This is a genomic window from Streptomyces sp. NPDC050509 (assembly GCF_044457965.1).
In the GTDB taxonomy this organism is placed as follows: domain Bacteria; phylum Actinomycetota; class Actinomycetes; order Streptomycetales; family Streptomycetaceae; genus Streptomyces.
This window is the reverse complement of record NZ_JBITHL010000001.1, coordinates 49,580-74,324: the sequence shown is the minus strand read 5'-3', so window position 1 is coordinate 74,324 and position 24,745 is coordinate 49,580. Positions and strand designations below refer to the sequence as shown.

Sequence of the window (24,745 nt, the reverse complement as noted above, 5' to 3'; positions counted from 1 at the left end):
CATCGAGCAGTCGATGGAGGAGTGGGATCGTGTCGGTCGGGGTGCCGCTCCTGACAGATGAGCCGGTGTCTTGGTCCGCGACTGGTCCGGAACAGCTGGTCAGGGGTTGGATACCAGCGGGACGATTTTTGGATTTGCGACGCACATCGGGCTGAGGTCTGAGCGGATCGAGCGGAAGGCGCCTGACGGGCAAAAGCCCAGTTCAGGCGCCTTTCTTCGTACCCTCAGAAGAAGCCGAGCTTCTTCGGCGAGTACGACACCAGTAGATTCTTGGTCTGCTGGTAGTGGTCCAGCATCATCCGGTGGTTCTCCCTGCCGATGCCGGACTGCTTGTAGCCGCCGAACGCGGCGTGTGCCGGGTAGGCGTGGTAGCAGTTCGTCCAGACGCGGCCCGCCTGGATCGAGCGGCCGGCGCGGTACGCCGTGTTCATGTCCCGGGTCCAGACGCCCGCGCCGAGGCCGTACAGCGTGTCGTTGGCGGTTTTGATGGCGTCGTCGAAGTCGCTGAACGATGTCACCGCGAGGACGGGGCCGAAGATCTCCTCCTGGAAGATCCGCATGCGGTTGTGGCCCTCGAAGATCGTGGGCTGGACGTAGTAGCCGCCGGCCAGTTCGCCGTCGTGGTCGATCCGTTCACCGCCCGTCAGAACCTTCGCGCCCTCCTGCCGGCCGATGTCCAGGTACGAGAGGATCTTCTCCAGCTGGTCGTTGGAGGCCTGGGCGCCGATCATCGTGTCCGTGTCCAGGGGGTGGCCCGGAACGATCGCTTCCGTACGGGCGATGCCCGCCGCCAGGAACTCGCTGTAGTGGCCGTCCTGGATCAGCGCACGGGACGGGCAGGTGCACACTTCGCCCTGGTTGAGGGCGAACATGGTGAAGCCTTCGAGTGCCTTGTCGCGGAAGTCGTCGTCGGCGGCCCAGACGTCGTCGAAGAAGAGGTTCGGGCTCTTGCCGCCGAGTTCCAGGGTGACCGGTTTGATGTTCTCCGAGGCGTACTGCATGATCAGCCGCCCCGTCGTGGTCTCCCCGGTGAACGCGACCTTCGCCACGCGCGGGCTGGACGCCAGTGGCTTGCCCGCCTCGGCGCCGAAGCCGTTGACGATGTTGACGACACCCGGCGGCAGCAGGTCGGCCACCAGGCTCATCCAGAGGTGGATCGAGGCCGGGGTCTGCTCGGCGGGCTTGAGCACCACGGTGTTCCCGGCGGCCAGGGCGGGCGCCAGCTTCCATGTCGCCATCAGGATGGGGAAGTTCCACGGGATGATCTGTGCCACCACGCCGAGCGGCTCGTGGAAGTGGTACGCGACGGTGTCGTCGTCGATCTCGCTGAGCGTGCCCTCCTGGCCGCGCAGCGCCCCCGCGAAGTAGCGGAAGTGGTCGATGGCGAGCGGGATGTCGGCGGCGAGGGTCTCCCGTACCGGCTTGCCGTTCTCCCAGCTCTCCGCGACCGCCAGCTCCTCCAGGTGCGCCTCCATCCGGTCGGCGATCCGGTTGAGCACGCCGGCCCGGTCCGCCGCGGAGGTCCTGGCCCAGCCGGGGGCCGCGCCGTGCGCCGCGTCGAGGGCGCGCTCGACGTCGTCGGCGGTGCCCCGGGCGATCTCGGTGAACGGGCGGCCGTTGACCGGGCTGGGGTTCTCGAAGTACTGGCCCCGGGCCGGCGGGACGTACGCGCCGCCGATCCAGTGGTCGTAGCGGGACTCGTACGAGACGATGGCGCCCTCGCTGCCGGGCGCTGCGTAACGGGTCATCTCTGTGGCCTCCCGGATTTCCGGCGCCGCCCGCCGTTGGACGACGCCACTTGCGCACGCTAGGGACTCGTACGTTGCAAGCAGGTTGCCGCAGCCGTGGTCAGACAGAGGCAGTTTGATCGCTCTTGATCAGGTCTGCGCACTTCTCGCCGATCATCATCGTGGTGATGCACGGATTGACGGCCGGCAGGAACGGCATCACGGACGCGTCCGCCACCCGCAGCCCGCTCACCCCCTTGACCCGCAACGACGGATCCAGCGGCGAGTCCGGGTCGCCGGGCGGGCCCATCCGTACCGTGCCCGCCGGGTGGTAGACGGTGTTGTGGGTGTCGCGGATGTACGCGAACAGCTCCTCGTCGGTGCGCGCGCCCGGCCCCGGTGCCAGTTCGGCGCCGGTCCAGTCGGCCATCGGCGGCCGGGCGGTGATCTCCCGGGCGAGCCGGAGCCCGTGCGTCATCACCCGGATGTCGTGCTCGTGCGTGAAGTAGCGCGGGTCGACCTCGGGCTTGTCCCGGAAGTCGCGGGTACGGAGACGGACCGTGCCCCGGGAGCGCGCCCGCGTCACGTTCGGTGTGAGGCAGAAGGCGTTGTCCGAGGTCGGGTAGCCGCGCCGGAAGGTGTTCATGTCGAACGGCACGGAGCCGTAGTGGAACATCAGGTCCGGCCGGTCGAGGCCCGGTTCGGTGTCGGCGAAGATGCCGATCTCCCACCACTGGGTGGACGTGGTGACCATGGGCTGCTTCGCCTCCCACATGATCACGCCCTCCGGATGGTCCTGGAGGTGCGAGCCGACGCCGGGGGAGTCCACCCGTACGTCCACGCCGGTGTCCCGCAGATGCCCGGCCGGGCCGATGCCCGACAGCATCAGCAGCTTCGGCGAGTCGATCGCCCCGCAGGACACGATCACCTCGCGCCGCGCCGTCACCGCGCCGCTGTGGACGGTGTCGGGCTCCAGGTACTCGACGCCCGTGCAGCGCCGGGCCTCGTCGAACGTCAGCCGTCCGGCCGTGAGTCCGGTCCTGATCTCCAGATTCGGCCGTCTGCCGATCAGGGGGTGCAGATACGAGACCGACGCGGAGGACCGCGTACCGTCCTCCCGCGCGTTGATCTGGAACCAGTGCGCGCCGCGCACCACCGTCGCGCCGGTGTTGAACGGGGTGACGGGGATGCCCGCCGCCGCGCACGCCTCCAGCAGCGCCCGGCCGCACGGGTCGTTCGGCGGGACGGTACGGATGGTGACCGGGCCCGAGCGGCCGTGGTGGTCCCCGGGCGCGTCGTTGGTCTCCAGCCGCTGGTACAGGGGGAAGCACTCCGCCGCGCCCCATCCCGTACAGCCCAGCGCCCCCCACTCGTCGAGGTCCTCGGCGGGCGCCCAGAAGGCGATGCACGAGTTGTGCGAGGAGCAGCCGCCGAGCACCTTGGCGCGGGCGTGGCGCAGGAAGCTGTTGCCGTTCTCCTGCGGTTCGACGGGATAGTCCCAGTCGTAGCCGGACTCCAGCAGCGCCATCCACCGGTCGAGCCGCAGGACGCTGTCGTCGCCGACGTCGGAGGGACCCGCCTCCACGACACAGACGGTGACGTCCGGGTCCTCGGTCAGCCGGGCGGCGACGACGGCTCCCGCCGTACCGCCGCCCACCACCACATAGTCGAAGGTGTGCGCAGGGTTCTCCGGGGACATCGCTGCTCCAGGCTCGGAACGGGGGATCGGTGTGTTCAATGGGACGGGTGTGTTCAGGTGGACCGGTGTGCTTCGAGTACGCCGGTGTGCTTGCGCAGGACGAACCAGTAGTAGGCGAAGCCGCCGATCGCGACGATGCCGACGAAGAGGAACGCGCCCCATTGCAGGTACCAGTGGTGCGGACCGGTCGCGTTGTACACCTCCGGCCGCGGCCAGGCCAGGTTGAGCGACATGGCCGCGCCCCACAGCACGGCGAGCACATTGACCGGCAGTCCGAACCTGCCGAGCGAGAAGTGGTTCTCGGACGCCTGCCACGTGCCGCGCAGCCGCCGGATCAGCATGGGGACGGTGACCAGCAGATAGGCCACGTAGATCATGATGATCGCGATGCTGGTGATCACCGAGAAGATCTGCGGCTGGTTGATGTTGATCACCAGGATGACGATGGCGACGAGCCCGATGAAGACGGCGGGCACCACCGGCGTCCCGAACCGCGGGCTGACCCGGGCGATCCACGAGGACGCGGGCAGGCAGTTGTCCCGGGCCATCGCGAACGCCAGCCGGATGCCGGCGGCGTGCACCGCCAGCGCGCACACCGTGATGGCGACGACCACGCACCACAGCACGATCTGCCCGACGGTGGAGCCGAGCGTGGAGAGCACCACGTACTGGAGCCCGTCCACGGCCAGGCTCGGGGAGTGCAGATCCGGCACGGCGAGCAGCGCGAACAGCAGGATCAGCCCGCCGATGAGGAACGACGCGATCAGCGCCCGCAGGATCGCCCGCGGCGCGTTGCGGCTGGGGTTGAGCGACTCCTCGCCCAGCGACGACGCCGTGTCGAATCCGTACATCACGTACGCGGAGGCGAGCGAGGCGGTCAGGAAGGCGCCGAAGTAGCCGAGCGACTCGCCCGTGCCGTAGCCGTTGGTCTGCACGATCGCGCTGGGGCCGCGGGTGATGTGGGCCGCCAGCAGCCCGATCAGCACGATGGCGGCGATCAGCTCGATCATCACCCCGGCGGAGTTGATCTGGGCCATCAGCTTGACGCCGAAGGCGTTGACGAGCGTGGTGAAGACGATCAGGACCGTGCCGAGCAGTACGGCGTTGGCCGCCGCGTCGGTCGGCCCGGTGCCGTCCCCGATCACCTGGAACACGCTGGAGATCTGCGGCAGCGTGATCTGGTACGCGAGGGCCACCGCGGCGAGCGAGACCATGGTGGCCGTCACCATCATCCACCCGCCCAGCCAGCCGATGTGCGGCCCGCCGAGCTTCTTCGACCAGTTGTAGATCGAACCGGCCACCGGGTAGCGCGCGGCCAGCTCGCAGAAGCAGAGCGCCACCATGAGCTGGCCGAGGAAGACCATCGGCCACGACCACCAGTAGGCGGGACCGGCGAACTTGACCCCGAAGTAGAAGAGCTGGAACGTCCCCGTCAGGATCGAGATGTAGCTGATCCCCGCCGCGAAAGTGTGGAAGTTGCCCAGCGTGCGCTTCAGCTCCGGCTTGTAGCCGAACGCCTTGAGCGAGTCGTCGTCGTCCTGGCTCTGGATCTCGTCGGCCGTACGGTTCTCGGGCGCGGGGCCCGCCGGCTCCTGTCCCGGACCGGTGCTCATTCGAACCACCCCAGCGGCTTCGGGGACAGATTGCGCCACACGTGCTTGGCCTCCTGGTACTCGGCCAGTCCCGCCGGGCCCAGTTCACGGCCGAAGCCGGACTGCTTCATCCCGCCCCACTCCGCCTGCGGGACGTACGGCTGGAAGTCGTTGATCCATACGGTGCCGGCGCGCAGCCGCGACGCGACCCGGTGCGCCCGGCCCACGTCCTGCGACCAGACCGCCCCGGCCAGCCCGTAGATGGTGTCGTTGGCGAGCGCGACCGCCTCCTCCTCGTCGCGGAACCGCTCGACGGTGAGGACCGGGCCGAACGACTCGTCGCGTACGACCGACATCTCCGGCGTGCACTCGTCCAGCACCGTCGGCAGGTAGTAGAAGCCGTCGCTCAGCGCCGGGTCGTCGGGGCGCGCGCCGCCGCAGCGCAGCACCGCGCCCTCGGCGAGCCCGGCCGCCACGTACGCCTCCACCTTGGCGCGGTGCGCGGCGGAGATCAGCGGTCCGGTACGGGCGTGCTCGTCGAACGGGCCGCCGAGCGGGATCGCCCGCGCCCGTTCCACCATGTCCGTCACGAACCTGTCGTGCAGCTCGTCCTGGACCAGCAGCCGCGCCCCGGCCGAGCAGACCTGGCCCGAATGGAGGAAGATCGCCGTCAGCGCGTAGTCGACGGCCGCCTCGTAGTCGGCGTCGGCGAAGACGACGTTCGGGTTCTTGCCGCCCAGCTCCAGGGCGATCTTCTTCACGGTCGGTGCCGCGGCGGCCATGATGTGCCGTCCGGTCACCAGCCCGCCGGTGAACGACACCATGTCGACCCGGGGGTCCGTGCTGAGCGGCCCGCCCGCCGTCGGCCCGGCGCCCAGGACCAGATTGGCGACCCCGTCGGGCAGTCCGGCCTCGGCCAGCAACCGCATCAGCAGGATGGCGGTGTGCGGGGTCAGTTCGCTGGGCTTGAGGACGAAGGTGTTGCCGGCGCCGAGCGCGGGGGCCACCTTCCAGGAGGTCTGGAGCAGCGGATAGTTCCACGGTGTGATCAGCGCGCACACCCCGACCGGCTCGCGCACCACCCGGCTGTCGACGTTCGGATCGCCGGTGTCGACGATCCGGTCCGTGCCGCCCGCGGCCGTCAGATGGCCGAAGTAGCGGAAGCAGTTGGCGATGTCGTCCATGTCGTACGCGCTCTCCACCAGCCGCTTCCCGGTGTCGAGGGATTCGGCTCGGGCGAGCACCGCCTTGTCGCGTTCCAGCAGGTCCGCGACGCGCAGCAGCAGTCGGCCCCGTTCGGCGGCCGGGGTCCTGGGCCAGGGGCCGCTGTCGAAGGCGTCACGGGCAGCCACGATGGCGGCGGCGGTGTCCGGCGGTCCGGCCTCGTCGACCGTGGCGACCAGGGTGCCGTCCGCGGGGCAGCGGATCTCGCGCACCTGCCCGCCGACCGCGGCGGTCCAGATGCCGCCGATGAACAGCTCCGGCATGCGGGCTCCTCCGGTTCGGATGGGGCGCCCGGAGCGGTCCGGCGGCTCCCGCCGGCCGCGCACCAGGGCGCGCTCTCCACCGACAGTAAGGAGATATGCCCGGTTTCGCCTGCGGGGGCGGGCCGCCCGGCCGCCGGACGTCCCGTCAGGCGCGCTGCCACGCGTCGAGTTCCCGGACCCGCGCCAGCGCCGCCGGACGCTGCGGTACGGGGAGCACGGCGGCGAGCGCCCGCCACACGGGCAGGTCGTCCTCGCCCCAGGGGCTGTACGCCCAGTCCGCCAGCAGCCCCGGGTCGCCGCGGGCGATCAGCGCCGCGCGCACCTCACCGGCCAGCCGCTCCCGCAGCCGTACCACCGCGGGCGCCCGTGAGGCGGGCAGCAGCGGACCGGCGTACACGCTCATCGCGGCGGTCACGGCACCCGAGGCGATCCGCCGGCCCACCGTGTCGAAGTCCGCGTCGACCCGTGCCGCCAGCCGGTACGGGCGGGAGCGCAGCAGCCCGGGGCCGAGCAGCGCGCGCAGCCGGGAGAGTTCGGCGCGCAGCGTGACCGGGGTGACCGACTCGTCCTCGTACAGCTCCACCAGCATCTCCTCCCCGGCGACGCCTTCCGGGCGGTGTGCGAGGAGGGTCAGGATCTCGCTGTGCCGCCGGCTGAGCCGGAGCTTGTCGCCGCCCGCCACGAGCAGCGCCTCGTCCCGGCCCAGCGAGGAGAGCCGCAGGGAGTCGGCGGCGGGCGGCGGCGCGACCAGCGCGAGATGCGACTCGGCGGCCCGCGCGAGCGCGCCGACGAACGCCAGGCTGTGCGGATGGGCCAGCCGGTCGCCGCCGGTGATGTCGACCGCGCCCAGCAGCCGCCCGCTGTGCGGATCGTGGACGGGCGCCGCCGCGCAGGTCCACGGGTGTACGGGCCGCTGGAAGTGCTCGGCGGAGAAGACCTGCACGGGGCGGTCGACGGCGAGCGCAGTGCCCGGCGCGTTCGTACCGGTCACCGCCTCCGCCCAGCGCGCCCCGGGGACGAAGTTCATCCGGCCTGCGAGCCGCCGCGTCGCCGGGTGGCCCTCGACCCAGAGCAGCCGGCCGTGCGCGTCGCACACCGCCATCAGATGCTCGCCGTCCAGGGCATACGCGTCCGTCAACTCGCGGATGAGCGGCATCACCCCGGCCAGCGGATGGCCGTCCCGGTGCGCGGCCAGTTCGTCGTCGGACAGCTCGACGGCCGCGGTGCCCTCCGGGCTGACCCGGGCCCGCGCCGACCGCCGCCAGGAGGCCGCCACCACGGAGCGTACGGGCCGGTCCACCCGGCCGGCGGTCGCGAACGACTCGTACGCCCTGCCCAGCGCGCCACGGCGCTCGGCCGGGTCGGCGCCCGCTTCGAGAGCCACCCAGGTGTCGGTCACCGCGCCCTCCCCGGTCGGATCCCACCGGACCCGACCATCGTCGCCCGGGCGCCCCGGCGCGGCAAGCGTCCTGCGCCGGGAACGCGGGCCGCGCCCGGGTCAGCCGGCGGGCGCCTCGGACCCCGGTGACGGGCCGTCCTGTGCCCCGAGGGCGTCCGCGAACGCCGCCGCCGGGTCGTGGTCCGCCGGTCCCGCCGGGGCCCAGCGGGCCCCCTCCTTGCGGTACGGCCACCAGCGCCCGTCCGTTCCGTACCGGAGCTGGACCCCCGCGCCCGGCACGGTCCAGCGGCCCCGGCCGACGGCGCGCAGCCCCGGCCGGTCCCCGCCCTCCCACGCCGCGTCGAGCGCCGCTCCGGCGCGGGCGAGCTCCTCGGGCTCAGGGGCCCGCTCGTCCTCCAGTACGGCGAGGGCCGCGGCGCCGCCGTACCGCCAGGCCCGTACGGCGAGATCCAGCTCCGCCCGCTGCCGGCCGGTGCCGGAGGCCAGCCGCGCCGCGAACCGCTCGCCCCCGCTCGCGGCGGCGAGCCGTACCCCGTCCTGACGCGGTGTGAGCTCCTCCTCCCACGGCGCCTCGTGAGGGTCCGGGGCCAGCGCCTCGGCGAGCAGCCGCAGGGCGCGCGCCGCCGCGTCGGCGGCCAGGAACTCCAGCGCGTCGGCGTCGATCCCCTCGGGCGGCGCGGCCTCCGTGTCGAGCGACGGCGGCTGCCCGGGACCGGCCGGCGGCTCCGGGGGAGCGGGCGGCGGCGGCAGGAGGCCGCCCGCCGCGAAGGCCGCCACGGCGGACACCCCCTCAGGCCCTTCGGACGCCGCGCAGTCCGCCGCCTCCCCGTCGTCCTGACGCGTCCGCGCGGCCCGCGCGACACTCCGTACCTGGAGCTCGTCGAGCAGCCCGCGCTCGCCCCTGCCGCGCATCAGCAGCAGGACGAACGGGTCCTGGTCGAGCAGCCTGGCCACCTGGTAGCAGAGCGCCGCGGAGTGCGGACAGTGGTCCCACGCCTCACAGCCGCACTCCGGCTCCAGATCGCCGATGCCGGGCAGCAGCTCGATACCGACGTCCGCCGCGTCCTCCAGCAGGTGCGGCGGCATCTCCCGGTCCAGCAGCGCCGCGATATGGCCGGCCCGGTCGACCGCCATGTCCAGGAAGCGGTCCCACTCCTCCGCGCCCAGCCGCTGGAGCAGCACGTCGCTGCGCTGCGCGGTACCGTCCCGGTCCCTGACGACCGCGGTGATCCGGCCCGGCCGTACGGAGACCGCGCCGACCGCGCCCTCCCGGGCCATCTTCCGCCCCTTCTTGAGCTGTTGGCCGTCGAGCGCGGTGTCCTCCAGCGCCTTCAGCCAGGCCTGGCCCCACCAGGTCCCGGCGAAGCCGCGGCCATGGGCCGGCGGCAGCGCGGCGAACGTCCGCTCGGTGTCGTGCTCGTGGCCCTCCGTACGGGTGAACTCCCCACCGTTCTCCGTGCCGTTCGTCATCGGGTGCCCCCTCGCAGCTCCACCAGGTCCGCCAGCTCGGCGTCGGTCAGTTCGGTCAGCGCCGCCTCGCCGGAGCCCAGCACCGCGTCGGCCAGCCGCTGCTTGCGGGCGAGCATGTCCGCGATGCGGTCCTCGATCGTGCCCTCGGTGATCATCCGGTGGACCTGTACGGGGCGGTGCTGGCCGATGCGGTAGGCGCGGTCCGTCGCCTGTGCCTCGACGGCGGGGTTCCACCAGCGGTCGAAGTGCACGACATGCTCGGCGCGGGTCAGATTGAGCCCCGTGCCCGCCGCCTTCAGCGACAGCAGGAACACCGGGACCTCACCGTTCTGGAAGCGGTCCACCATCGCCTCGCGCACCGGGACCGGCGTACCGCCGTGCAGGAACTGCGTCGGCACGCCGCGCGCCGCGAGATGGGACTCCAGCAGCCGCGCCATCCGTACGTACTGGGTGAAGACCAGGACGCTCGCGCCCTCCGCCAGGATCGTGTCGAGCAGTTCGTCCAGCAGCTCCAGCTTCCCCGAGCGGTCCGCGAGGCGTGGCTGCTCCTCCTTCAGATACTGCGCGGGGTGGTTGCAGATCTGTTTGAGCGAGGTCAGCAGGGCGACGATCAGACCACGCCGCTCCATGCCGTCCGCCGCCGAGATCGCCGCGAGGGTCTCCCGTACCACCGCCTCGTAGAGCCCCGTCTGCTCCGCGGTCAGGGAGACCGCCCGGTCGGTCTCGGTCTTGGGCGGCAGCTCGGGCGCGATGCCCGGGTCGGACTTGCGGCGGCGCAGCAGGAACGGGCGGACCAGCGCCGCCAGCCGCTCGGCCGCCGCCGGATCGTCGCCGCTCTCCACGGAGCGTGCGTAGCGGGTACGGAAGGTGCCGAGGCGGCCGAGCAGCCCGGGAGTCGTCCAGTCGAGGATCGCCCACAGCTCGGAGAGGTTGTTCTCCACCGGGGTGCCGGAGAGCGCGACCCTGGCCCGCCCGCCGAGGACGCGGAGCTGCTTGGCCGTCGCCGAGTACGGGTTCTTGACGTGCTGCGCCTCGTCGGCGACGACCAGACCCCAGTCCGTACCGGCGAGCCGCTCCGCGTCCAGCCGCATCGTGCCGTACGTCGTGAGGACGAACTCCCCGTCCGCCAGGCCGTCCAGGGCGCGGGCGGCGCCGTGGAAGCGGCGTACGGGCGTGCCGGGCGCGAACCGTTCGATCTCGCGCTGCCAGTTGCCCATCAGCGAGGCGGGACAGACGACCAGGGTGGGGCCGGCGGCCGACGGGTCGGTCTGCCGGTGCAGATGGAGGGCGATGAGGGTGATGGTCTTGCCGAGGCCCATGTCGTCGGCGAGACAGCCGCCGAGACCGAGCGAGGTCATCCGGTGCAGCCAGTCCAGCCCGCGCACCTGGTAGTCGCGCAGCGTCGCGGCGAGCGCCGCGGGCTGCCCGATCGCGGGCTCCACGCCCGCGGGGTCCGCGATCCGGTCGCGGAGCGCCGCGAGCCAGCCCGCCGCCCGCACCTCGACCCGGCGGCCCGCGACCTCCGTGGAGCCGGTCAGCACGGCTTCGAGCGCGTCGACCGGGGTGAGTTCGCGGTCCTGGCTCTCCCGGGCCCGCCGGATCTCCGCCGGGTCGATGAGCACCCACTGGTCGCGCAGCCGTACGAGGGGGCGGCTCGCCTCGGCGAGCCGGTCGAGCTCGGCCCGGCCGATCCGCTGATCGCCGAGCGCGAAGTGCCAGTCGAAGGCGAGCAGCGCGTCGGCGGAGAGGAAGGAGGACAGTTCGCCGTCCGCTCTTTCCCTCGGGCCCGGCCCGTCGGCGGGCTCGGCGTCGTCGCCGTACGGTCCGATCACGGCGCGTGCCGTCAGGCTGCGGGCCAGCTCCTTGGGCCAGTGCACCTGGACGCCGGTCGCGGCGAGCGCCCCGGACGCCTCGCCCAGCAGCTCGGTGACCTCCTCGTCGGCGAGGTCGACGGCGTCGGGCGCGGCGGCGGAGAGCAGCGGGGTGAGCGGCGGCCAGGCGCGGGCGGCGCGGCGCAGGGCGAGCAGGGCGTCCATCCGGGCGCGCGGGGCGAAGCCCGTACCCGCGGCGCCGGACCACACGTCGGCGGCGTCGGCGACGACCGCGGGGTCGCTGACGCTGTGCATCTGGAGCACGGCGCGGAAGACCGCCCCGGACCCCGCAGCCATGTCGCCCCCGGCGGGCGCCGGTTCGGCGGCGTCGGGGAGGTCAGGGAGGACGTCGGGACCCGGCAGGCCGGACAGCTCGACGCGGAGCGAGAGGCGCACACCCGCGTCGTGTCCGGCGGCCACATCGGCGGCCCAGCCGCGGAGTTCGGGAAACCGGCGCGGCGGCGTCGCGGGGGCGGCGGCGAACGCGGGCCCGCCGGCGACGACCGAGGCGGCGGGGGTCCGCGGCAGCGTGTCCGCGACCGCGTCCAGGAAGTCCCGCAACAGCCTTTCCTGCGCGGGCAGAAGGAGCGTGTCGGGCGCCGGCGTGGTGGTACGGGCGGTGGTGGCGGGCGGGGTGAGCAGCGGGACGGCGTGTGCGGTCGGCGGCATCGACGCCGCGAGTGCCCGTACGTGCTCCAGGTCCCGTGCGGTGAGCGGGCCGGCCCGCCAGCCGTCGTGATCGGTACCGGTGAGGCCGGGCAACAGCAGCCCGCGGGCGACGAGTTGCAGCGCGAACAGGGCGGCCGTGCCCCAGAAAGCGGCCGACGGCGAGGCGTCGGGCGCGGCGCGTCCGCGGGTCAGCGAGGGAAGCGCGCCGGCCACGGGCACCAGGAGCGCCCTGACCGTGAGAAGGTGGCCCTCGGTGTCGACGACGGCCAGTTCCTCCAGGGAGCCCGGGGCGGACGGCGGCGCCGCGCCGTCGGGATGCCAGTAGGCGATCCGGCCGGCGCGGGCCGGATCCGCGGGAAGAAAGACGGTGGAACAGCGGGCGAGTTCGGTGGTCCGGGAGAGCGTTGCCGCGGGAAGCCTGTGCACAGCGAAGACGCATTCCTCAAATTTGACTAATGCGGGGTCGGAGCCGCCGAGGGTACCCCACCCACGCCCTCACACGGAGCTGCCGCGGCCGTGACGTGGCTCACCCCGCCGACCGGACAGGTGTAGCCGGCAACACCCCCACCCCCCGTAAACCCCCCACCCCTTCCGGGGGTTGGCGCCATGGCCCGGGTAGGCCGCGCCGCCGTACGTTTCAGAAGGTCAGGCGCGCGGCGCCCTTCGCCCCTCGATCACGTCCACACCGTCCCCACCGTTCCCCTCACGTCCCCACCGTCCCCACCGTCCCCATCGCGCACCCACCGCGTACCCACCGTCCCGTACTCATCTCGGCCGACAGACCGGAGACCGACATGCCCCGAACCGCCGCAGCCCCCGTCGCGGAGCCCATACCCGCCCCCGCGCCCCGCGCGGCCGGCAGTGACTTCGCACCCCTCCTGCGGACGGTCAGGGAACAGGGACTCCTGGAACGCCGCGTCGCCTGGTACGCGCGGGGCATCACCGTCAACCTCCTCCTCATGGCCGCCATCGTCGCCGGGCTGGTCCTCGTCGGCCCCTCCTGGTGGGCGCTGCTCCTGGCGCCACCGCTGGCCCTCGTCTCCGGGCGGCTGGCGTTCGTCGCCCACGACGCCGGGCACTCACAGATCACCGCCCACCGGGGGAAGAGCCGGCTCGTCCAGCTCGTGCACGCCAACCTGCTGCTCGGCATGAGCCAGGAATGGTGGAACGACAAGCACAACCGGCACCACGCCAACCCCAACCACATCGACAAGGACCCGGACGTCGCCGCCGACATCCTCGTCTTCACCCAGCACCAGACCGAGGGACGCTCCGGGCTGCGCGGCTGGCTCACCCGCCACCAGGCCTGGCTGTTCTTCCCGCTGACCACGCTGGAGGGCATCGCCCTCAAGGTCTACGGCGTCCAGGCCGTCCTCGCACGCGGTGAGGACCGGATGCCGGCCCGGCGCCGGGTGACGGAGGGCCTGCTGCTCCTGACCCACGCCGTCGGTTACGCCACGCTGCTGCTGACCACGCTCAGCGTCGGACAGGCCGTCGTCTTCGCGGTGATCCACCAGATGCTCCACGGACTGCACCTCGGCATGTCCTTCGCGCCCAACCACAAGGGCATGGAGATGCCCGACCCGGAGAACTGCGCGGACTGGGGGCACCTGCGCCGTCAGGTCCTCACCTCGCGCAACGTCCGCGGCGGCCTGTTCACGGACTGGTTCCTGGGCGGGCTGAACTACCAGATCGAGCACCACCTCTTCCCCAGCATGCCCCGCCCCCACCTCCGGCTCGCGCAGCCGCTGGTCCGCGCGCACTGCAGGACGCTGGGGATCCCGTACACCGAGACCGGACTGATCGAGTCGTACCGCCAGGCGCTCAGCCACATGCACGAGGTCGGCGAACCGCTGCGCGCGGGCGCATAGTGGAACTGGCGGACGACCGTGTGCGTTCAATGAGCAGGAAGCGGCCACGCCGCGAAGGAGGCGTCGAGATGTCGACAAGCGCGAAGATCGCCATTGGGGGAGTGGCCGTTGGCCTTCTTCTGATGCCGTTGATCGGATTCTGGTTCTCGCTGCTGGTGGTGATAGGGGTGCCGACAGCCGCGTATCTGATGCTGGACCCGTCGCAGCGCCGCAGGCTGCGCAGGATCAGCCGCAAGGAGCTGGGCCGCTGAGCGGCGGACCGTGGCGCGTAGGCGGGGTCCCCGGACCGGGGTGACCGGTCCGGGGCCTTACGCGCGCGCTCCCGGCCCCCGCGAATACGTTTCCGGTTCCGGCCGCGGAGCGTCGAACGAGAGGCGCTAGGGTCGTCGGTTGTGGAGATCATCCCCATAGCCTTCGACCACCCCGACGCCGTCAAGCTCAGTGACGAGGCGCAGGCGGAGTACCTGAAACGCTTCGGCCATGACGACCTGACGCCCCTGCGTCCGTCGTACTTCGACCCGCCGCTGGGGCTGTTCCTCGTGGCCTACCGGGACGGCGCGCCCGTCGCCTCCGGCGGCTGGCGCGCCCAGGACATGGTGGCCGAGGGGTACGAGGGCGGGGACGCGGAGCTGAAGCGGATGTTCGTCGTCCCCGAGGCGCGCGGGCGTGGGCTGGCCCGCCGGGTGCTGGCGGAGCTGGAGGAGAGCGCTCGGCGCGCGGGCCGGGTACGGATGGTCCTGGAGACCGGCGATGTGCTGGCCGAGGCGGTCGGGCTCTACCGGTCCAGCGGCTATGTGCCGACCACGGGCTTCGGCTTCTACCGCGACCATCCGGACAGCACGTTCTTCCAGAAACCCCTGTGACACGGTGCCGTGAAAGCGCCGCCGCCGCGGTGGTGCCGTGCCCGCCTCAGGCAGGGCGTACGGCGATCTCGTCGAGTGCTTCGAGCAGCCCGGGCAGTTCGGGGCCGCGCCCGACCGGCAGCACCTCGCCCGGCTCCTCGTCCAGCAGGACGAACGCCATGTCGTCGGTCCTGGCCACGAAGGACCAGCCGGGGCCGTCGGCGCGCAGCGTCCGCGCCTCGTCCGGGGCGAAGGCGGACCGTATCCGGCCGGGCGGCGGCGCCGCGCCGGCGTCCACATAGGCGCGCAGCTCCGCCAGGGCGCGCACCACCCCCGGATGCGAGGGCGTCGGCATGCCGCCGGCTCCGGAGGCCGCGGGGAGCCCGGAGGACTCAGGCGCATCGGAGGGCTGAGGCACATCGGAAGCCGCGGGTGCATCGGAGGCCTCAGGGGCAGAGTCCTCGGCGCCCTCGAACCGCTCACGCCACGACGCCCATTGGAGCGCCACCTCGTCCGCCCCGAGGCGCCGCTGCGCCGGGCCCCACGCCTCGGTGTCGGGCGGCGTCAGGGGCAGCCGTACGGCGCTCTCCCCGGCTCCGGCGTCCTCGGAGGCCGCCGGTTCCGGGTCGTGCGGGGCCGGCACGCCCGGTGCCGCGACGGCCAGGGCCAGGGGCCAGCCGGGCAGCGCGGAGACGACGGTACGTTCGCCCGGGGACAGGTCGTACTCCATCCCGCAGTCCCAGGACGCGATCGCGACGGCGACCAGGGAGACGTCGTCGACCACGACCGTCCAGCGGGCACCCTCGCCGTCCTGGCCCATGACCAGGCCGTATCCGCCCGGGTACGGCTCCAGCCCGAGGGCGGCGCACGCCTGCGCGTAGTCGTCGCCGAGCACGGAGGGGAACCGCGCGGGCGTGAGCAGCGCGGCGGTCAGCACGTACAGCGCGTCGTCGTCCACGGAGTCGTCCGTCGCGGCCACGGCACCTCCCCATCCCCAGGGTCTGTCGGCGCACCCTAGCCAGTCGGTGACCCGGGCGTCGAGGGCCGGGAGGGCGCGCTTCTCACGCGGTCGGCAGGCCCAGCAGGCTGCGGGCCACGGCCTGGGGCGACTCGTCCCGCTCGCGGGCCAGCGCGATCACCGCCCGGCAGGCCAGTTCGTTGACGCCGAAGGAGAGCGCCTCGGGCGAGACCCAGCCCGCCGCCTCGTCGATCCGTTGCTGATCGTCCTCCGCGCACGCGGACACATAGGTCGCGGCGGCCTCGAACAGGTTGTGCTGCCGCGGCCGGGGGTGGTTCACGGCCGGTGCGGCGGCACCGTCCGACACAAGGATCCTGCGCAGTCTGCTGAACACCGGGTCCGCCTTCCCTGCTGCCTGGTGCGATGCGAACCGCACGGTTGAGCGGGCCGCCCCTCCAACGTACGGGCGGCGGCGCCCCGACAGAAGAGGTCCCTCGGCGTCACCGGCGCCCGGGGCCTGGACACGGGCACCGGGCCGGACGTGGCGCGTCCAGGGCGCCCCGGCCGTCAGCCGGCCCGTACCGCCAGCGCCAGGAAGCGGGTGTCCTCGTCCGCGTACGACTCCATACGCCAGCCGGCACCGGCCAGCAGGGGGCGCAGCCGGGGCTCGGCGCGCAGATCGTCCTCGGTGATCCGGCGCCCCTGCCGGGCGGCGAGCGCGGCCCGGCCGATGGGGTGGAACAGCGCCAGCCGTCCGCCGGGCCGTACGACTCTGGCCAGCTCGCACAGATTCTCCTGCGGCCGGGGCAGATGCGCGATCAGGCCCGCGCCGAACACCGCGTCCAGCGCCTCCGACCGCACCGGCAGCCGGCCCACATCGGCGAGCAGGAGCCGCCCGGCACGGTGCCGCCGGGACCGTACCGCCGCCGCCAGCATCTCCGGCGTCAGATCGGCGCCCAGCACCGTGCCCCGCTCGCCCACGGCGTCCCGCAGGGGCGGCAGCGCCCGCCCCGTACCGCATCCGGCGTCCAGGACCGCGTCGCCGGGGCGCAGCCCGAGTTCGGCGACGGCGGCGGCATAGGCGGGGCCGTCGTCCGGGAACCGGGCGTCCCACCCCGCCGCCCGCGCGCCGAAGAATTCCCGTACCTGCGTGTGGTCATGGGCCATACGCCCATGATCCCCCAGGGCCGGGCCACGCACGGCGCGCGGGTGCGGATCAGTCCGCCACGCCCGTGTACGCCAAGACCTTCTCGATCCGTACGCGCACCAGCAGTTCGCCCGGAACGCCGTTGCGCCTGCCGAACTCCGCGGCGCGCTCCTCGCCCATGTACCGCGCGGCGATGCGCGTCGCCCAGTGGAGCAGCCGCTCTGGGTCCTCATCGGTCTCGGCGCGGCCCTGGATCACCACGAAGCCGAACGGCGGCCGTTCGTCGTCCACGCAGAGCGCCAGCCGTCCGTCACGCAGCAGATTGCGGCCCTTCACGGTCTCCTTGCCCGTGTTGAAGACCAGGTCGTCCCCGTCGAGGACGAACCAGATCGGTGCGATGTGCGGGGCTCCGTCCGCTCGTACGGTGGACAGCTTGCCGGTGCGCGTGCCCTCGGAGACGAAGGCGTGCCACTCGTCCTTGCTCATGTTTGTCGCCATGCCCGCATTTTCCCGCGTGAGGTGACGCGGCGCGAAGTGACGCACCGACACTCCCTTGTCCAGGGCGCGGCTTGCCCGGAGACGGTCGGTGCGGAAGGCTACGGCGTCGTGGGACTTGGGGAACATCTGAACGGGGAGGGACGGCAATGCCACTCGAAAAGGGACTTGACTGGTTGCTGGACGACCTGACCGAACGGGTCGAGCACATCAAGCACGCGCTGGTGCTCTCGAACGACGGTCTGGTCACGGGTGCCAGTACGGGGCTGGCACGCGAGGACGCGGAACACCTCGCGGCGGTCTCCTCGGGGCTGCACAGCCTCGCACGGGGGTCGGGACGCCACTTCCGGGCGGGCAAGGCGCGGCAGACGATGGTGGAGTTCGACGAGGCGCTGCTCTTCGTCACCGCGGCGGGGGACGGTAGTTGCCTGTGCGTGCTGACCGCGGCCGAGGCCGATGTGGGCCAGGTCGCCTACGAGATGACTCTGCTCGTCAACCGGGTCGGTGAGCATCTCGGTGTCGCGGCCAGACAGCCCGACCACACCACGCTGAGTGGCCTCTGACCAGGTCTCTTCGCTCGGCCGCCGGAGTTATCCACAGGCCGGGCGGGAAAGTCCGCGGACGCGCTACGGTCGTCACCGAGAGTAGTTTCCAACTCACGGGAGGACGACGACCATGTCCATCAGCGAGACGCGGACCCAGGTCAGGACCGGCGACGACGGGGGAGCCGGGGGCGGGTTCGGGATCGGGGCCCGGTACGGCGCCGGGTTACGGATCGGGTCCGGCATCGCGTTCGAGACCGAGGCCGAGGCCGATGCCGCGTTCGAGGCCGGGGTCGAGGAGAGTGCCTCGGGCGGGGTCGGACTGATCCGGGCCGCGCGGGAACTGCAACTGAAGCGCGGAGAGTTCGAGCTCGCGACGCAGCTCGGGCACATCCGCACCGAGGCGGGGACGGCCGGCGGCCGACGGCAGGTGAGCCGGCGGGAGATCGGGCGGCTGCGGGCGGCGGAGGGGTTCCCGGACGCGCTGCGCGAGCGGGTGCGGACGGTGGGCACGGCGGAGGGGGCGGCGCTGATGTCCGTCAGTCCGGGCCGGTTCACCCGGCTGGCGAGGGCGGGTTTCGTCGCGCCGGTGAATTTCTACCTCAACCGTTACCGCACGGTGGTCTGGCTGTATCTGGCCGACGAGTTGCGGGCGTGCGCCGCCGGGGATCCGAGGCTGCGCGTCGGGCGGCTGCCGCGAGGGCTCTGTGCGGGGGTCGACGAGAGCGACGACCGGCGCCCGCGCAACTGGAGGGGTCGGCGTATCGGCCATCTTCTGCACGAGAGCGAGGACCCCTGGGAACGGGTGGCCGTCGTGGGGTGTGTGCTCGACGCCGCCCATCTCGCCGAGCTGGTGCGCGATCCGTACGAGCGCGCCTATCTGAACCGGCTGGCGCCCGATCTCTTCCGCCCGTATCCGGAGTCGGAGGCGGCGAGGTCGGCGGTGGGGCGGCTGCTGCTGGCGGACCACCCGGACGAGATCGGCTGGCACCGCGCCAGTCTGGAGACGTTTCTGGCGGAGGCGAGGCGGGCTCGTCCGGCGCCGCGGGCCGAGGGGCCCACCACGCGTGCGGAGGGGGCCGGTCCGCCGCTCGGCGGCCCGCTCGGTGGTCTGCTGACGCGGCTGCGGACCAGGCGGGAACGGGGGCCGGGGCCGGGTCCCGTGGGCGCCGCGCCGTCTCACGATCGGGGGTGACGGTCCGCGGTGGGTCGACCGTCCGGGGCGGTGACGACGGTAGGTTCCGCGGAGAAGGCGCCCCAGGTGCCGTCGGGCAGCTTCGCGCGGAGCTTCACCCGGAAGGCCTCGCCCGCGGTCCTGCTCACGTAGACGCTGTAGGTCGCCCGGCCCCGGGGAGCCCCGTCGCCCCAGACCAGGGTCGTCGCGAACTTCCCGTCCAGATGGATCTGATAGGCGGGCACCTCACCGCCGGTCCGCGGTGGGAGCCAGGACAGGTCGGCGTAGTAGGCGCCGTCGGCGGCACGCGCCGTGGCCCGCAGGCCGGTCGGCGCGGTGTCGGGAGCGTCCCCCGGGCCGTGCGGGGTGGTGATCTCGACGGTGCGGCTCGCGGGCGAGGTGTTGTCCGCCGCGTCCCGGGCGACCACCGTGAAGCGGTAGTGGGTTCCCGGCCGCAGCAGGGTGACCCGGGCCGAGGTCGCGTCCGCGCCGACACTGTGGATCCTGGAGCCGCCCTGGTGGATGTCGTACGAGACGATGCCCTGCCCGTCCGGGGCCGGGGCCCAGGTGAGGCGGGCCGCGCGGGCGCCGTCGCTCCCGCCCCGCACTCCGGTGGGGCCGGCGGGCGGGTCCTTGTCCTCGGCGACGGTCGCGGGGGTGGCGACGGACACGGTCGCGCTGTGCGGCGAGACGGTGCCGTCGGCGCCCCGGGCGCGGACCGTGAAGGTGTAGCGGCTCGACGGGGTGAGCCCGGCGATGTCGGTCATGGCGGTGTCGCCGGGGACGTCCTTGACCTTCGTCCCGCTCCGGTAGACGTCGTACCCGCGGACGCCGTCCTCGGCCGGGGCCGGGTGCCACATGACATGGGCGGACGTGGCGCTGCCTGCCTGGACGGTGACCCCGGCGGGGGCCGAAGGTGCCGTCGCCCGCCGGTCGTTCGCGCCGCACGCGGTCGTCGCGAGGAGAGCCGTGCATACGAGGCCGAGCATGGCGCCGTTACGGAACCTGGTCATGGCCGTGTCCTTCACCCGAGGGGCAATGGTCTGGACATATATGACACAGGTGTCGGGTTCACATCAAGAGGGAGGTTCGCATCAGGAGGATGGTGCGCATCAAAAGAGCCGGACGTGGCGGCGGGAGAGCCGAACGCGGCGAGGTGTGCCAGGAGGCGGCGGCGCGTGAAAGGCGCGCGGGAGAAAGGAGTTCCGGGCGCCGCCCGTCCCCGGCGGGGGCGGGGTGGGCGGCGGGTGCCGGTACTGCGGCGGTACGGTCAGCCGGTGCGGTGGACGAGCTGGGTGCCCAGTTCGTACCGCGCGCCGACGACGGCGAGCTTGCCCTCGGCCACCTTGGCCGCGAGGTCGGGCTCCGCGGCGAGGCGGGCGCGGACCATCTCCACGTTGGCGGTCACCGTGGAGTCGACGCGCGCGGTGCCGTGCTGCGTGTGGTCGATCGCGGGCCGGATCTGGTCGGCCAGGTACTGGATGTGGGCCGGGAGTTCCTCACCCGACTCGTCGGCCTCGACCGCTGCCGCGACGGCGCCGCAGGACTGGTGGCCGAGGACCAGTATCAGGGGTATGCCCAGTTCGAGCACGCCGTAGCTGATGCTGCCGAGGACGGCCTCGTCCAGCACCTCGCCGGCCGAGCGTACGGTCATCAGGTCGCCGAGCCCCTGGTCGAAGACGAGCTCGGGCGGGACCCGCGAGTCGATGCACCCGAGGATGAGCGCGAAGGGGTGCTGGCCCGAGACGAGGGCCGTACGGACGGCCTCCGTCTCGTCCGGGTGACGCTGCCGGAACGTCCGCCAGCGTCGGTTCCCCTCGGTGAGTTCGGCCAGTGCCTCTTCGGCGGTGGTGGGCCGCGGGCGGGCGGGCCGGGCGGCCGGTGCGGCGGCGCCGGCGACAGGAGCGGTCAGTGCCACACCGGCGGTGGCGGCCGTCCCCGCGAGAGCCGCGCGGAGCAGGGTGCGGCGGGGGGTGCCGGTGGTGGGCGATGGTCTCTGTGTGCGCTTGGTCAATATCACCGCCGGAGACTAACCGTGACAACCTTGGCCATTGCTTTTCGCGGAGGGATTGTTGACGCATTCTTGAACCAAGCATGCGGCGTACGCAGGAGGTTGGGCCTTCGGACCCGCTGCGTTCACCACCCGGCCGGGTGGTCGCGGAGCGCTTCGGCGGCGGGCTGTGGTTGCATGGTCCGGGTGAATCGACAGACTATGCCAGCGGCCGATGACATCCCGATGTGCGATGTCCGGCGACGCGACGTGGGTGATCTCGACGATTGCGTGAGTGTGCTCGCCGAGGTGCACAAGGTCGACGGCTATCCGGTGAACTGGCCCGCCGCGCCCGCCGATTGGCTGGCGCCGCCCGAGCAGCTCGCCGCCTGGGTGGCCGAACTCGACGGCCGGATCGTCGGCCACCTCGCACTCTCCCCGCCCGTCGAGGGCGACGCGGCACCCGCGCTCTGGGACGAACGCACGGGCGCGGCCCCCGGCGAAGTCGCCGTGGTGACCCGTCTGTTCGTCTCCCCGGACGCCCGCGGCCACGGCATCGGAGCCCTCCTGATGTCCCAGGCCTTACGAGAGGCCGGAACCCGCGGGCTGCACCCCGTCCTGGACGTCCTGGCGGCCGACACGGGCTCCGTGGCGTTCTACGAACACCTGGGCTGGACCCTGCTGGACATCGCCGAGCAGCGCTGGAGCCAGGAGCAGACGGTCACCGTCCACTGCTACGCGGCCCCCGTCAGGTCCACGGACCAGGCGTCGCGTCACCCCTGATCCGCACGTGCGGACGCGGGCCGTCCAGCCGGTGGAGCCCCATCGGCCGGTGCCCCACGCGCCGACGCCTCCAGCACCCTCGGAGCGACACCGCGTCCGCGCTCCGGGGGAGGGAGGGGCGCGTCCCGTACGGGCGGTCGGCCTCGCCCGCCGCGGCCGGGCTACTTCCCGCTCTCCAGACGGCGCGTGGAGCTGCGGACCACCAACTCGGGCTGGAGCACGACCGAACGGTGCGTGTGGTGCTGCGCGTCCGGCCCCGTCTCGTCCATCAGCATCTCCGCGGCCGTCCGCCCCATCGCGTCCGCGGGCTGCCGTACGGACGTCAGCGGGACGACCGCCGCCGCGGCGAACTCGATGTCGTCGTAGCCGACGATCGACACGTCTCCGGGGACGTCCACCCCGGCCCCGTACATCGCTTGGAGAACCCCCAGCGCCAGCAGGTCGTTGGCGCAGAACACGGCCGTCGGGCGCTCGGCGAGACCCAGCAGCCGCGCCCCCGCGTCGATGCCCGAGGAGACGTCCAGCCGCGCCGACTCCACATGGCGCAGCGCCTCTTCCGGCAGTCCGGCCTCGCTCAGGGCCGCCAGCGCGCCCGTACGGCGGTCCCGGCACTGGGGGAGCGACATCGGGCCGCTGATGTACGTCACGGAGCGGTGCCCGGCGGCCAGCAGATGCCCCACGGCGAGGGCGCCGCCCGCCACGTCGTCCACCGAGACGGAACAGCCCTCGGAGGCGGGCACGGCACGGTCGACATGGACGAACGGAATGTCCCGGCGCGCGAACTCCCGTACGTTGTGGCCCGTCGTGTCCGCCGGAGTGAGCAGCACCCCGCGCACCCGCTGCTCGGTGAAGAGCGACAGGTACTCCGCCTCCTCGGCCGGGCTGCCCGCGCTGTTGCAGAGCATCACCCCGAGCCCGGTCTCGCGCGCCGCGCGCTCCGCCCCCTTGGCGACGGCCACGAAGAACGGGTTCGCCATGTCGAGCACGAGGATCGCCAGAATGCGGCTGGTCCCCACCCGGAGCTGCCTGGCCGTCTCGCTGCGGACGAATCCGAGCTGGTCTATGACCGCGCGCACCCGCACCCGGGTGGGTTCGGACACCTTCTCGGGACGGTTGAGCACGTTCGAGACGGTGCCGACCGAGACACCGGCCAGCCGGGCCACGTCCTTGATGCCGACCGTCTGCGCCACGCGTCCTGCCCGTTCTGTCACATCTCGCTGGTACCCCTGACCGGGTGAACCATCATATCGGGGGACACGGGCCCGGACACGTGCCGTGTACACCCGAATCGCCCGACGCGCCGCGGCGCGCGCGGTCGGCCCGGGTCCGGTCCGTACGTCAGCGCCGTACCCCCGCGTCCGCGATCAGCGCGGCGGCCCGGTCCCACGCCGCCCGCCCGGCCCGGTCGGCGGCCGGTTCGTACCGGCGTGGCTCCAGCGTGGCGCGCAGCAGCGCGCGCAGATCGGTGAGAGTGCCGTCGACGGCGCCCGCCGCGCGCGCCTGGACCAGTACGTTGCCGAGGGCCGCGGCCTCCGCCGGGCCCGCGACGACGGGCAGGCCGCAGGCGTCCGCGGTGAGTTGGCACAGCAGCGTGTTGTGCGCGCCGCCGCCCACGATGTGCACCGTGTCCACCGAGCGGCCGGAGAGCCGCTGCGCGTCCTCGATCGCGCGCCGGTGTGCCAGCGCCAGCGAGTCCAGGACGCACCGGGCCGTCTCGGCGGGCCCCTGCGGCACCCGTACGCCGAGGCTCCGGCAGGCGTCCGCGATACGGCGCGGCATCTGCCCGGGCGCCAGGAACGCCGGGTCGTCCGCGTCGACGAACGACCGCAGCCCCGGCACCTCGGCGGCCTCGGCGAGCAGCCGGTCCAGCGGCTGGGGGGCGGCCTCGGCCTCCCAGGTGCGCAGGCACTCCTGGAGCAGCCAGAGCCCCATGATGTTGCGCAGATAGCGGACGGTGCCGTCCACGCCCAGCTCGTTGGTGAAGTTGGCCCGCCTGCTCTCCTCCGTCAGAACCGGGGCGTCCAGCTCCAGGCCGGCCAGCGACCAGGTGCCGGTGGCGACGTAGGCGAACCGGTCGCCGGACGCGGGCACCGCGGCGACGGCCGACGCCGTGTCGTGCGAGCCGACGGCCGTCACCGGCACCGGACCGCTCAGCCCCGTCTCGGCCAGCACGTCGGGGAGCAGCGTCCCGGCCGGCGCGCCGGGTGCACGCAGGGCGGGGAAGAGGGAGAGGTCGATGCCGAGCGGCTCGGCGACGGACCGGGCCCAGTCCCGCGTCCGGGGGTCGATGAGCTGCGTCGTGGAGGCGTTGGTCAGTTCCGTACCGGCCTCGCCGGTGAGCCAGTAGGCGATGAGATCGGGGATCAGCAGCAGCCGGTCCGCCGCGGAGAGCGCCGCGCTGCCCCGCGCGGCGGTGAGCTGGTACAGGGTGTTGAACGGCAGGTACTGCAGGCCGGTCGCCCCGTACAGCGCGGCGGGCGGCAGCACCGCGGCGACCTTCTCGGCCTCGCCCCCGGTACGCGTGTCGCGGTAGTGCACGGGGTTGCCGAGCAGAGCGCCCGACGCGTCGAGCAGCCCGTAGTCGACGGCCCAGGTGTCGATGCCGACGCTCGCGGGGGCCCGCCCGGCCGCCGCGCCCGCGGCCTTCAGACCGTCCAGCACCCCGCCGTACAGGGACAGGATGTCCCAGTGCAGGGTGCCGGAGGTCCGCACCGGACGGTTGGGGAACCGGTGGACCTCCTCTAGGCGCAGCGTCCCGGCGCCCCGGCCGGAGACATGGCCGACCATGACGCGGCCACTGGACGCGCCGAGGTCGACGGCGGCGAAGGGAAGCGGTTCGGTGGATGACACGGCGGACCCCGGGATGACGCGGCCGGCCCCGGCGGACGCCGGGGAACAGCGGGCGGAAGAAGGAACGGGCGGACGGCGGTGACGAGCGGGGGAGCGCGGTCCGGGACCTGTTGTCAGGGACAGGCCCCGGACCGCGCGGTCCGGTACTGGGCCAGGCGGGACTTTCGGCACACGCCCTG

At 73.0% G+C, this 24,745-nt stretch carries 21 protein-coding genes; 6 read left to right on the top strand and 15 right to left on the bottom strand.

Annotated features, from left to right (window positions below; all coding sequences use genetic code 11):
* Window positions 1–224: 224 nt before the first annotated feature.
* The 7 genes from ACIBJC_RS00345 to ACIBJC_RS00315 form a co-directional block, all read right to left on the bottom strand.
* Window positions 225–1,748 (bottom strand): aldehyde dehydrogenase family protein, encoded by a 1,524-nt coding sequence (locus ACIBJC_RS00345; RefSeq protein WP_399285735.1) that lies wholly within the window; start codon window positions 1,746–1,748, stop codon window positions 225–227.
* A gap of 100 nt (window positions 1,749–1,848) precedes the next feature.
* Window positions 1,849–3,426 carry a GMC family oxidoreductase gene (locus ACIBJC_RS00340; RefSeq protein WP_399285733.1) on the bottom strand — a complete coding sequence of 526 codons (1,578 nt, stop codon included), beginning with the start codon at window positions 3,424–3,426 and terminating at the stop codon, window positions 1,849–1,851.
* A 53-nt stretch (window positions 3,427–3,479) separates the two neighbouring features.
* A complete protein-coding gene (locus ACIBJC_RS00335; protein WP_399285731.1) occupies window positions 3,480–5,039 on the bottom strand; it encodes an APC family permease in 1,560 nt (519 codons plus the stop codon).
* Entirely contained in the window at window positions 5,036–6,505 is a 1,470-nt protein-coding gene (locus ACIBJC_RS00330; protein ID WP_399285729.1) for an aldehyde dehydrogenase family protein, read from the bottom strand. Before ACIBJC_RS00330 ends, ACIBJC_RS00335 begins: the two co-directional genes overlap by 4 nt.
* Before the next feature lie 145 nt (window positions 6,506–6,650).
* Window positions 6,651–7,904, bottom strand: a complete 1,254-nt coding sequence (locus ACIBJC_RS00325; protein WP_399285727.1) for a GAF domain-containing protein — start codon at window positions 7,902–7,904, stop codon at window positions 6,651–6,653.
* Window positions 7,905–8,003: 99 nt separating this feature from the next.
* Window positions 8,004–9,374: an SWF or SNF family helicase gene (locus ACIBJC_RS00320; RefSeq protein ID WP_399285725.1), complete on the bottom strand. Its 1,371-nt coding sequence runs from the start codon at window positions 9,372–9,374 to the stop codon at window positions 8,004–8,006.
* Window positions 9,371–12,340, bottom strand: a complete 2,970-nt coding sequence (locus tag ACIBJC_RS00315; RefSeq protein ID WP_399285723.1) for a DEAD/DEAH box helicase — start codon at window positions 12,338–12,340, stop codon at window positions 9,371–9,373. The genes ACIBJC_RS00320 and ACIBJC_RS00315 overlap by 4 nt, the downstream gene beginning before the upstream one ends.
* A 368-nt stretch (window positions 12,341–12,708) precedes the next feature.
* On the opposite strand from ACIBJC_RS00315, the gene ACIBJC_RS00310 reads away from it, so the two are divergent.
* The 3 genes from ACIBJC_RS00310 (at window position 12,709) to ACIBJC_RS00300 (ending at window position 14,648) form a co-directional block, all read left to right on the top strand.
* Window positions 12,709–13,785 (top strand): fatty acid desaturase family protein, encoded by a 1,077-nt coding sequence (locus tag ACIBJC_RS00310; RefSeq protein ID WP_399285721.1) that lies wholly within the window; start codon window positions 12,709–12,711, stop codon window positions 13,783–13,785.
* Window positions 13,786–13,853: 68 nt separating this feature from the next.
* Window positions 13,854–14,036 (top strand): hypothetical protein, encoded by a 183-nt coding sequence (locus ACIBJC_RS00305; RefSeq protein WP_329822718.1) that lies wholly within the window; start codon window positions 13,854–13,856, stop codon window positions 14,034–14,036.
* Window positions 14,037–14,177: 141 nt separating this feature from the next.
* Entirely contained in the window at window positions 14,178–14,648 is a 471-nt protein-coding gene (locus ACIBJC_RS00300; RefSeq protein WP_399285718.1) for a GNAT family N-acetyltransferase, read from the top strand.
* A gap of 46 nt (window positions 14,649–14,694) precedes the next feature.
* Here the strand turns inward: ACIBJC_RS00300 and ACIBJC_RS00295 are convergent, their stop codons facing one another.
* The 4 genes from ACIBJC_RS00295 to ACIBJC_RS00280 form a co-directional block, all read right to left on the bottom strand.
* Window positions 14,695–15,606, bottom strand: a complete 912-nt coding sequence (locus tag ACIBJC_RS00295) for a hypothetical protein (RefSeq protein WP_399285716.1) — start codon at window positions 15,604–15,606, stop codon at window positions 14,695–14,697.
* 82 nt (window positions 15,607–15,688) lie between these two features.
* On the bottom strand, window positions 15,689–15,979 hold the full coding sequence (locus ACIBJC_RS00290) for a hypothetical protein (protein WP_399285714.1): 291 nt from the start codon (window positions 15,977–15,979) through the stop codon (window positions 15,689–15,691).
* 173 nt (window positions 15,980–16,152) lie between these two features.
* Window positions 16,153–16,752 carry a class I SAM-dependent methyltransferase gene (locus ACIBJC_RS00285; RefSeq protein WP_399285712.1) on the bottom strand — a complete coding sequence of 200 codons (600 nt, stop codon included), beginning with the start codon at window positions 16,750–16,752 and terminating at the stop codon, window positions 16,153–16,155.
* 49 nt (window positions 16,753–16,801) lie between these two features.
* Window positions 16,802–17,230: a PPOX class F420-dependent oxidoreductase gene (locus ACIBJC_RS00280; RefSeq protein WP_399285710.1), complete on the bottom strand. Its 429-nt coding sequence runs from the start codon at window positions 17,228–17,230 to the stop codon at window positions 16,802–16,804.
* Window positions 17,231–17,376: 146 nt separating this feature from the next.
* On the opposite strand from ACIBJC_RS00280, the gene ACIBJC_RS00275 reads away from it, so the two are divergent.
* Complete coding sequence (locus ACIBJC_RS00275) at window positions 17,377–17,790, top strand: roadblock/LC7 domain-containing protein (protein ID WP_329822723.1); 414 nt, start codon at window positions 17,377–17,379, stop codon at window positions 17,788–17,790.
* Window positions 17,791–17,902: 112 nt separating this feature from the next.
* Complete coding sequence (locus ACIBJC_RS00270) at window positions 17,903–18,964, top strand: DUF6397 family protein (RefSeq protein ID WP_399285708.1); 1,062 nt, start codon at window positions 17,903–17,905, stop codon at window positions 18,962–18,964.
* On the opposite strand, the gene ACIBJC_RS00265 is transcribed toward ACIBJC_RS00270, so the two are convergent.
* Window positions 18,949–19,956 carry a fibronectin type III domain-containing protein gene (locus ACIBJC_RS00265; protein ID WP_399285706.1) on the bottom strand — a complete coding sequence of 336 codons (1,008 nt, stop codon included), beginning with the start codon at window positions 19,954–19,956 and terminating at the stop codon, window positions 18,949–18,951. The two genes, ACIBJC_RS00270 and ACIBJC_RS00265, sit on opposite strands and share 16 nt — an antisense overlap.
* Before the next feature lie 257 nt (window positions 19,957–20,213).
* Window positions 20,214–20,960, bottom strand: a complete 747-nt coding sequence (locus tag ACIBJC_RS00260; protein ID WP_399288005.1) for a carbonic anhydrase — start codon at window positions 20,958–20,960, stop codon at window positions 20,214–20,216.
* Window positions 20,961–21,155: 195 nt separating this feature from the next.
* Here ACIBJC_RS00260 and ACIBJC_RS00255 point away from each other — a divergent pair, with 195 nt between their 5' ends.
* Complete coding sequence (locus ACIBJC_RS00255) at window positions 21,156–21,716, top strand: GNAT family N-acetyltransferase (protein ID WP_399285704.1); 561 nt, start codon at window positions 21,156–21,158, stop codon at window positions 21,714–21,716.
* Between the two features lie 161 nt (window positions 21,717–21,877).
* Here ACIBJC_RS00255 and ACIBJC_RS00250 read toward each other — a convergent pair whose 3' ends face one another.
* Together ACIBJC_RS00250 and ACIBJC_RS00245 are read right to left on the bottom strand one after the other, a co-directional pair.
* Window positions 21,878–22,906 (bottom strand): LacI family DNA-binding transcriptional regulator, encoded by a 1,029-nt coding sequence (locus tag ACIBJC_RS00250; protein WP_399285702.1) that lies wholly within the window; start codon window positions 22,904–22,906, stop codon window positions 21,878–21,880.
* Window positions 22,907–23,054: 148 nt separating this feature from the next.
* On the bottom strand, window positions 23,055–24,566 hold the full coding sequence (locus ACIBJC_RS00245) for a rhamnulokinase family protein (RefSeq protein WP_399285700.1): 1,512 nt from the start codon (window positions 24,564–24,566) through the stop codon (window positions 23,055–23,057).
* Between the last annotated feature and the right edge of the window lie 179 nt (window positions 24,567–24,745).